Origin of the sequence: Anabaena cylindrica UHCC 0172 (assembly GCF_034931625.1) — a bacterium.
Classification (GTDB): Bacteria; Cyanobacteriota; Cyanobacteriia; order Cyanobacteriales; family Nostocaceae; genus Anabaena; species Anabaena cylindrica_A.
The window spans coordinates 25,079-31,729 of the sequence record NZ_JAYGGY010000037.1 but is presented as its reverse complement, the minus strand read 5'-3'; the positions used below and the strand labels follow the sequence as shown (position 1 = coordinate 31,729).

Annotated in this window: 8 protein-coding genes; 5 read left to right on the top strand and 3 right to left on the bottom strand. The window is 38.6% G+C overall.

The window, feature by feature from the left end; all coding sequences use genetic code 11:
- Positions 1 to 244: 244 nt before the first annotated feature.
- Complete coding sequence (locus VB713_RS11210) at positions 245 to 409, top strand: hypothetical protein (protein WP_323311635.1); 165 nt, start codon at positions 245 to 247, stop codon at positions 407 to 409.
- A 610-nt stretch (positions 410 to 1,019) separates the two neighbouring features.
- Here the strand turns inward: VB713_RS11210 and VB713_RS11205 are convergent.
- Positions 1,020 to 1,505, bottom strand: coding sequence for an allophycocyanin subunit alpha-B (locus VB713_RS11205; protein ID WP_323311634.1), 486 nt, complete (start codon positions 1,503 to 1,505; stop codon positions 1,020 to 1,022).
- A 157-nt stretch (positions 1,506 to 1,662) separates the two neighbouring features.
- On the opposite strand from VB713_RS11205, the gene rlmD reads away from it, so the two are divergent.
- Both rlmD and VB713_RS11195 read left to right on the top strand, forming a co-directional pair.
- The gene (gene rlmD / locus VB713_RS11200; RefSeq protein ID WP_323311633.1) at positions 1,663 to 3,045 is read left to right on the top strand and encodes a 23S rRNA (uracil(1939)-C(5))-methyltransferase RlmD; all 1,383 of its coding nucleotides are present in this window, start codon (positions 1,663 to 1,665) and stop codon (positions 3,043 to 3,045) included.
- 407 nt (positions 3,046 to 3,452) lie between these two features.
- Positions 3,453 to 3,902, top strand: a complete 450-nt coding sequence (locus tag VB713_RS11195) for an ATP-binding protein (protein ID WP_015217483.1) — start codon at positions 3,453 to 3,455, stop codon at positions 3,900 to 3,902.
- A 40-nt stretch (positions 3,903 to 3,942) separates the two neighbouring features.
- On the opposite strand, the gene VB713_RS11190 is transcribed toward VB713_RS11195, so the two are convergent.
- A complete protein-coding gene (locus VB713_RS11190; protein WP_323311632.1) occupies positions 3,943 to 4,203 on the bottom strand; it encodes a DUF6439 family protein in 261 nt (86 codons plus the stop codon).
- Between the two features lie 66 nt (positions 4,204 to 4,269).
- Here VB713_RS11190 and VB713_RS11185 point away from each other — a divergent pair, with 66 nt between their 5' ends.
- Together VB713_RS11185 and asnS are read left to right on the top strand one after the other, a co-directional pair.
- Positions 4,270 to 4,614, top strand: coding sequence for a hypothetical protein (locus tag VB713_RS11185; RefSeq protein ID WP_323311631.1), 345 nt, complete (start codon positions 4,270 to 4,272; stop codon positions 4,612 to 4,614).
- A gap of 88 nt (positions 4,615 to 4,702) precedes the next feature.
- Entirely contained in the window at positions 4,703 to 6,094 is a 1,392-nt protein-coding gene (gene asnS / locus VB713_RS11180; protein WP_323311630.1) for an asparagine--tRNA ligase, read from the top strand.
- 155 nt (positions 6,095 to 6,249) lie between these two features.
- Here asnS and VB713_RS11175 read toward each other — a convergent pair whose 3' ends face one another.
- Positions 6,250 to 6,642, bottom strand: coding sequence for a CU044_2847 family protein (locus VB713_RS11175; RefSeq protein WP_190659361.1), 393 nt, complete (start codon positions 6,640 to 6,642; stop codon positions 6,250 to 6,252).
- Positions 6,643 to 6,651 lie beyond the last annotated feature (9 nt).

The following is a 6,651-nucleotide window of genomic DNA, read 5'->3' as shown; positions in this document are numbered from 1 at the left end:
ATCTTTTCTCAGTAGTTGTAACTTATATCTCTGTTTTTAGTCTAAACTCCAGTCACTAAGATAAGAGGTTGACATAGTAATTGAGTTAATAATTGATAATTAAGCAGTTGGTTTTTGCCGAACTTGCGATAATTTAAACCAGATAAATGGGAAGAAGATAATGCAAATTAATCCTCCTGTTGCTAAAATATTGAACAAGCAATTATTACAACTTATCTAATCCAAACGAAAGTATGAAAATTATGTGAGTCAACAAGCCGCAATTTCTGGATATAGAACATTAGTTACATCCAATTTACAACAAGCCTCCGATTTAACAGTTGCTAATCTTTTTTACTACTTTAATATTAGAGATGAATCAAAAGGAGATGATTCAACAGAACAACTTTTAGAAATAGGTACAAAATGATGAATAAACTGAAAGGAAACTATTATAAAATATATTTAGATGCTTGTTGTTGAAATTACCTTTTTGATGATTAAGCCCAATCACATATTTACTTAGAAGCACAAAGTAATGTTGACAACAGTTGATGGAAGATAATAACAGTTTTCACAAGTTCTAGGTTTTTTTGCATTAGTTTAAAAAGTATTGAGATTGATATAACAATCCTAAATCAAATCAATTGTTGAAGTGAATACATTTTTTCGGTAATAAATTAGTGATTGTAATCACAATAAAACATGATTATAATCACAATTATTATATGATGAAGATCCTCCTCTAATAGTAAGCATATTGACATAATTACCTATAACTGAACTCTAGCCGAGTCATTAATAGGGAACACACTAATGACCGACAGCTTTATACCTGTCGGTTTTTTGTCTTTAATCGTAATTACAGAGTATAAAATATCCCCACAACTAGATAATAACTTGACAAATATTTTGCCATAGCCACTACCAAGTGTGGGGAAGGTATCCTCAAATGAGGAATTTTATTGAGATCGAGTACTTGTGTCTGATCATCACCCTAGTAGACTGAAAGTCTATTCATAGAACTAATACAAGGTGTATTAGGACATCGCTTGAATGATGTAATCAAAGTAAGGGGCTGCTTCGACAGCATCTTCAGCGCTCAATAAATCCAAGGAGGCTTGTTTGAGAGAAGTGATAGCTTCCACCATTCCTGGGACAGGAACGCCTAGAGAGTTGTACATTTCCCGCACGCCTATTAAACCAATCTTTTCAATTGGTCCTTTGTCGCCAGCAAGTACGCCGTAAGTGATCAGGCGCAAGTACCAGCCAAAATCACGGATACATAAAGCACGTTGCTTTTCTCCGTAAGCATTACCACCGGGGGCAATAAAGTCAGGGCGCTTCTGCCAAAGTTTTTTGGTTGCTTCCTGAACTATCTTTTTTTCATTTTCCGCAAGAGTAGAGACGATTCTTGTCCGCTGTAGACCAGTTTGCAAAAATTCTTTGATACTATTGAGTTCACCACTACTGGGGTAGCGCAGTTCGTCGTCGGCTTGGAGAATAACTTGGCTAATTACAGTCATGATTATGCAATCACGCGAGATATTATTATTTGTTAGTTTAGCGAGTCTTAGGTACACAAGTGAAGAGATATTTTTGAGTGATAAGATGGGTAAGCCGGGGAACCTCAGTAGATAAGTACACAATTCCCTATGGCCTATGCCCAATTCACAGTGACTAATGACTAATAATGTTTGGCGACAGGGTGAAGTAATTGAAGTTGAAATTTCTGATTTGAGTGATACGGGCGATGGTGTGGGGCGCTCTGAGCAGCGTGTGGTCTTTGTTCCAGATACTGTACCGGGCGATCGCACTCTTGTTAGACTTGTACACGTTAAAACCAAGTATGCCCAGGCTACGCTCAAGGAAATTCTCAAACGATCTCCAGGGCGGATTAGACCAAATTGTATTGTGGCTGACAAATGTGGCGGTTGTCAGTGGCAGCACATTGATTACAATTACCAATTAATAGCCAAGCGCAATCAAGTCATTCAAGCTTTAGAACGTATCGGCGGTTTTGTTGACCCACCTGTAGATCGGGTATTGGCAGCTGAGGCATCCTTAGGTTATCGCAACAAAGTTACCTATCCGATGGGAATCTCATCTACAGGTCAGGTACAAGCTGGTTATTACCAAAAGGGTAGCCATCAATTAATTAATTTGAATCAATGTCCAGTTCAAGACTCCCGCTTTAATCCCCTGCTGGCTGAGGTGAAGTTAGATATCCAGAAGCAGGGTTGGTCAATTTATAACGAACGTCGTCACCACGGGTTAATTCGCCATTTGGGTTTACGCATTGGTCGCAGAACCGGAGAAATGCTGCTGACATTGATAGTGAAAGATTGGAAATTACCTGGAATTGAAACCCAAGCCCAAGAATGGTTAGAGAGATATCCCCAATTGGTAGGGGTATCATTGAATCGAAATAGCGATCGCACAAATGCTATCTTTGGTTCAGAAACACGTTGCATAGCCGGAGTTCCTTACCTGCGCGAAATATTCGCCGGACTAGAATTTAAAATCCTTCCAGACACATTCTTTCAGGTCTACACAGAAACCGCAGAGTCCCTATTACAAGTAATTCAGTCAGAACTCAATTTGCAAGGTCATGAAGTTCTAGTTGATGCCTACTGCGGTATCGGCACATTGACTTTACCCCTAGCCAAACAAGCCCACCAAGTTATCGGCTTAGAAGTCCAATCAACCGCAATACAACAGGCCATTCTCAACGCCACACACAATGAAATTAATAATGTTACATTTCAAATAGGCGCAGTTGAAAAAAATCTTCCAAATCTAGGCATTATACCAGATGTTGTATTACTTGATCCGCCACGCAAAGGATGTGAAGCTAACGTCATCAAAACCTTACTTGACTTGAAACCTTCTCGGATTGTTTACGTCAGTTGTAAAGTATCCACCCTAGCCCGTGACCTCAAATTACTTTGTGAACATGGACTATACAATCTCACCAGGGTACAGCCCGCAGACTTTTTCCCTCAGACGGCTCATGTGGAAGCTGCCGCATTTCTAGTGCGATCTCCTGTGAATGAGAGTCAGTAAACCCCCAATAAAAACTCAAATAAGAAATTTGTAGTCTAGTGCATGGTAATAATGCTAAAATAGAATTGAGCTAAAAATAGACATTCTTTTTTTATTGAAGTTGCATGGACTCTTAAAGGTGAATTAAATTGTGTAAATTATTAAGCGGCAATAAAGAGGGATATTTATATACCCATTTATAATTAATAGCAACTTCTAAGTTGTTGACTGCATTAGCAGTAAAATTACAGCCAATTTTTAACAAACCAATTTTCACTCATAATATTTAGAGTCAATGCTCCCTAGCATTTTTAAAATTTAGTTTTACAGACTCAAGTTTGAAGGCAGTATGACCACCTCAATGATTATTAGGGTGCTTGTGACACCAAACTAATGTCTAGCTAACTAAAAGCTACGGGGTTTCTCTTGTGATTACCATTTCCCTCCGTCCAGTCGGACGTAATTGGGGCACTATTAGTTTTGCCTCAACTCTTTATCTTTGTCCAATATTAGATTTACTACTGGCAGATGTTCCCACAAAATTACAAGCAGAACTGCGATTAGGACTTCAAGAAGCCCTAGTTAATGCAGCTAAACACGGCAATAATCTCGATCCTGGCAAATTAGTAGTAGTTCGTTTTTCCCTAATAGATAATCAATATTGGTGGATTATTTCAGATCAAGGGAGTGGCTTCACTCCCTCACCTGATAGCGATAGCGATCCTACAGACTATTTACCACCCGATGAAGCCGAAAGTGGTCGAGGTATGTCTCTTCTGCATCTCATCTTTGATCAGGTAGAGTGGAACCGTAAAGGTACAGAATTACGGCTTTGCAAACAAATAGAAGCCCGTCGTCTTTTGTCCTTGCGAAGGTGAAGGAGGCAGAAGATCAATACTCTTTCCAGTCCCCTCTCCCTCATTTTTTTCCGTGACTTTCACAAGGAGGGGCAGAAATTGACTTATCTAACCAACCAATAGCCTGTTCTAATCTTGCTTGAGCTTCTTGAGGCTGGTCTTTGAGGAGAAATACCATAGCAGCGGCTACTTGTTCACTAGCACGGGCATTACGGTTAGATTTGAGGCGATGCCAATCATCAGGAGAGATACTTAGCCTTTCTATCAGGGCTTGAGCCAGTTCTAGAGTGCTGATGTCATTCAGTTGACTAGTTAGAGACATAAGACTAAGTGGTGAGTAAAAACTAATAGTTATGATTTAATCATCATAGCCAATCACCAATCACCAATGACTAATTTACAGGAAAACCAGCAGCCAGACTTTGAACAGGAACTAGCAGAAGTAGAAACTTCACTACAATTATTGAAAGAAAGATATGCCCAAGTGCAACGAGATCAACAACAAAAGGCACAATGGCAACAAGAATTAAAAAATCTCAAACAAAATAAAAAACAGCCCCCAGAAATTAAGTCAGAGTTAAAGCGCATCGAAAAACAGTTAGAGGCGCTAGAGCTTAATTTGGAAAGCCAGTTATTTACTTGGAGTACTCTGAAAAGACCTTTTTGGCAATCCGTCCGCTTTGGTGGTTTAGGTATAATTATAGGCTGGTTATTAAAATCTTGTGCTGGGTAATCCCAATTTTAGATTTTCGATTGGCTGAAACCACTAATTTTTCCTAAAATTAAGATTATATACATTGACAAAATACAAATTGTAGAAAATGGTAAATCGTCGCATTGCAGAAATATTAAAAACCGGTCAACCAGAAGAAGTTTTAGTAATTCAAGCGTGGGTAAGAACAAAACGCGAATTAAAAGGCTTTGCATTTCTGGAAGTTAATGACGGCTCATCATTAGGTAATTTACAAATTGTCATTAATCAAGATTTACCAAACTACGAAGGAATATTAAAACAAATCAATACTGGTGCTTCTGTAGAAGTAACAGGTGTACTTGTTGCTTCCCAAGGGAAGGGACAGAGAATAGAATTAAAAGCTGATAGCGTCAAAGTCTACGGAGATGCTGATCCCGATACATATCCTCTACAAAAGAAACGTCATTCCTTTGAGTTTCTGCGATCCATTGCACATTTGCGTTCTCGAACCAACTCCTTTGGTGCAGTATTCCGAGTGAGAAATGCTTGTTCAACAGCAATTCACAAATTCTTCCAAGAAAAAGGATTTTTATGGGTGCATACTCCCATTATTACTGCTAGTGATTGCGAAGGTGCAGGGGAATTATTTAGCGTTACTAATTTGGATTTAAAGAAAGTTCCTCGCACCGAAAATCAAGAAATTGATTATAGCCAAGACTTCTTTAGTAAACCTGCTTATTTAACAGTAAGCGGACAACTAGAAGCCGAAATTATGGCCATGGCTTTTACTAATGTCTATACATTTGGCCCCACATTCCGGGCTGAAAATTCCAACACATCTCGTCACTTAGCAGAATTTTGGATGGTTGAACCAGAAATGGCTTTTTGTGATTTAGAAGGTGATATGGATTTAGCGGAAGAGTTTCTCAAATATATCTTTAAATATGTCTTAGAAACCTGTCCTGAAGACATGGAATTTTTCAACGAACGTATTGATAAGACTGTTTTAGAAACAGCCAATAATATGATTAACAATCAATTTGAACGTTTAACTTATACAGAAGCAGTTAAACTTTTAGAAAAAGCTGATGTTAAATTTGATTATCCTGTCAGTTGGGGTGCAGATTTGCAATCAGAACATGAACGATATTTAGCAGAACAACTTTTTAAAAAGCCTGTAATTGTCACAGATTATCCCGCACAAATCAAAGCTTTTTATATGCGGTTGAGTGACGATGAAAAAACCGTCCGCGCTATGGATATTCTTGCACCGAAAATAGGCGAAATTATTGGTGGTTCTCAACGAGAAGAAAGGCTTGATGTGTTAGAAAAACGGGTTTTAGCCCAAGGTATGAACCCAGAAGATTTGTGGTGGTATTTAGATTTACGTCGTTATGGTACAGTTCCCCATGCTGGTTTTGGTTTGGGGTTTGAAAGATTAGTGCAGTTTATGACAGGAATGGGAAATATTAGAGATGTGATTCCGTTTCCACGTACACCAGAAAATGCGGAGTTTTAAAAGTTGGGATGAGGGGTTTTGCAGTGCTTAACCCTTCATTGCACAACACCTTGAAGGGGCTACTCCTAATAATTGTAATAGTTATACTGCCAAAGTAACTAGCACCTAACCACTCCAGTAATGAAGACTTAACCCCATTTTTCTAGCTTTTACGACTAACCTTGCTTATTATCATTATCTGTGAACGAACATTCAACCTGGATCTTAAGATTGCTTTTGGCCGTGCCCTTCGTAACATAGGGGATACCTGTTTCACCACCAATTTCGATACCAAACTCCAAAGTTACTTTGTCTACATTAGCCATTGCTACTTTTTTGAAAGCAGCAAGACTATAGTTTGTGTAAGCAAAAATAGTGCTTTGTAGATCCTTAATGTGCTTTTGAAAATCCTCTTTGATACCCTTTTTATTGGCAGCTTCCTCCTCTTCTTCATCAACCTCTGAAGTTGATAAAACTGTGGCTCCATCTATGGCTTCTACATCTTCAGTGATTTCAATGTAAACAACTGTATCTTTATCGATGAACAGGGGGGACAGTTTGGTTTTCATGGAGGTAAA

Bases quoted from the DNA above. Each gene is read 5' to 3' on its own strand.
- VB713_RS11205 (WP_323311634.1), bottom strand. From the start codon at position 1,505: ATGACTGTAATTAGCCAAGTTATTCTCCAAGCCGACGACGAACTGCGC.
- VB713_RS11185 (WP_323311631.1), top strand. From the start codon at position 4,270: ATGACTAATTTACAGGAAAACCAGCAGCCAGACTTTGAACAGGAACTA.
- rlmD (WP_323311633.1), top strand. From the start codon at position 1,663: ATGACTAATAATGTTTGGCGACAGGGTGAAGTAATTGAAGTTGAAATT.
- VB713_RS11175 (WP_190659361.1), bottom strand. From the start codon at position 6,642: ATGAAAACCAAACTGTCCCCCCTGTTCATCGATAAAGATACAGTTGTT.
- VB713_RS11190 (WP_323311632.1), bottom strand. From the start codon at position 4,203: ATGTCTCTAACTAGTCAACTGAATGACATCAGCACTCTAGAACTGGCT.
- asnS (WP_323311630.1), top strand. From the start codon at position 4,703: ATGGTAAATCGTCGCATTGCAGAAATATTAAAAACCGGTCAACCAGAA.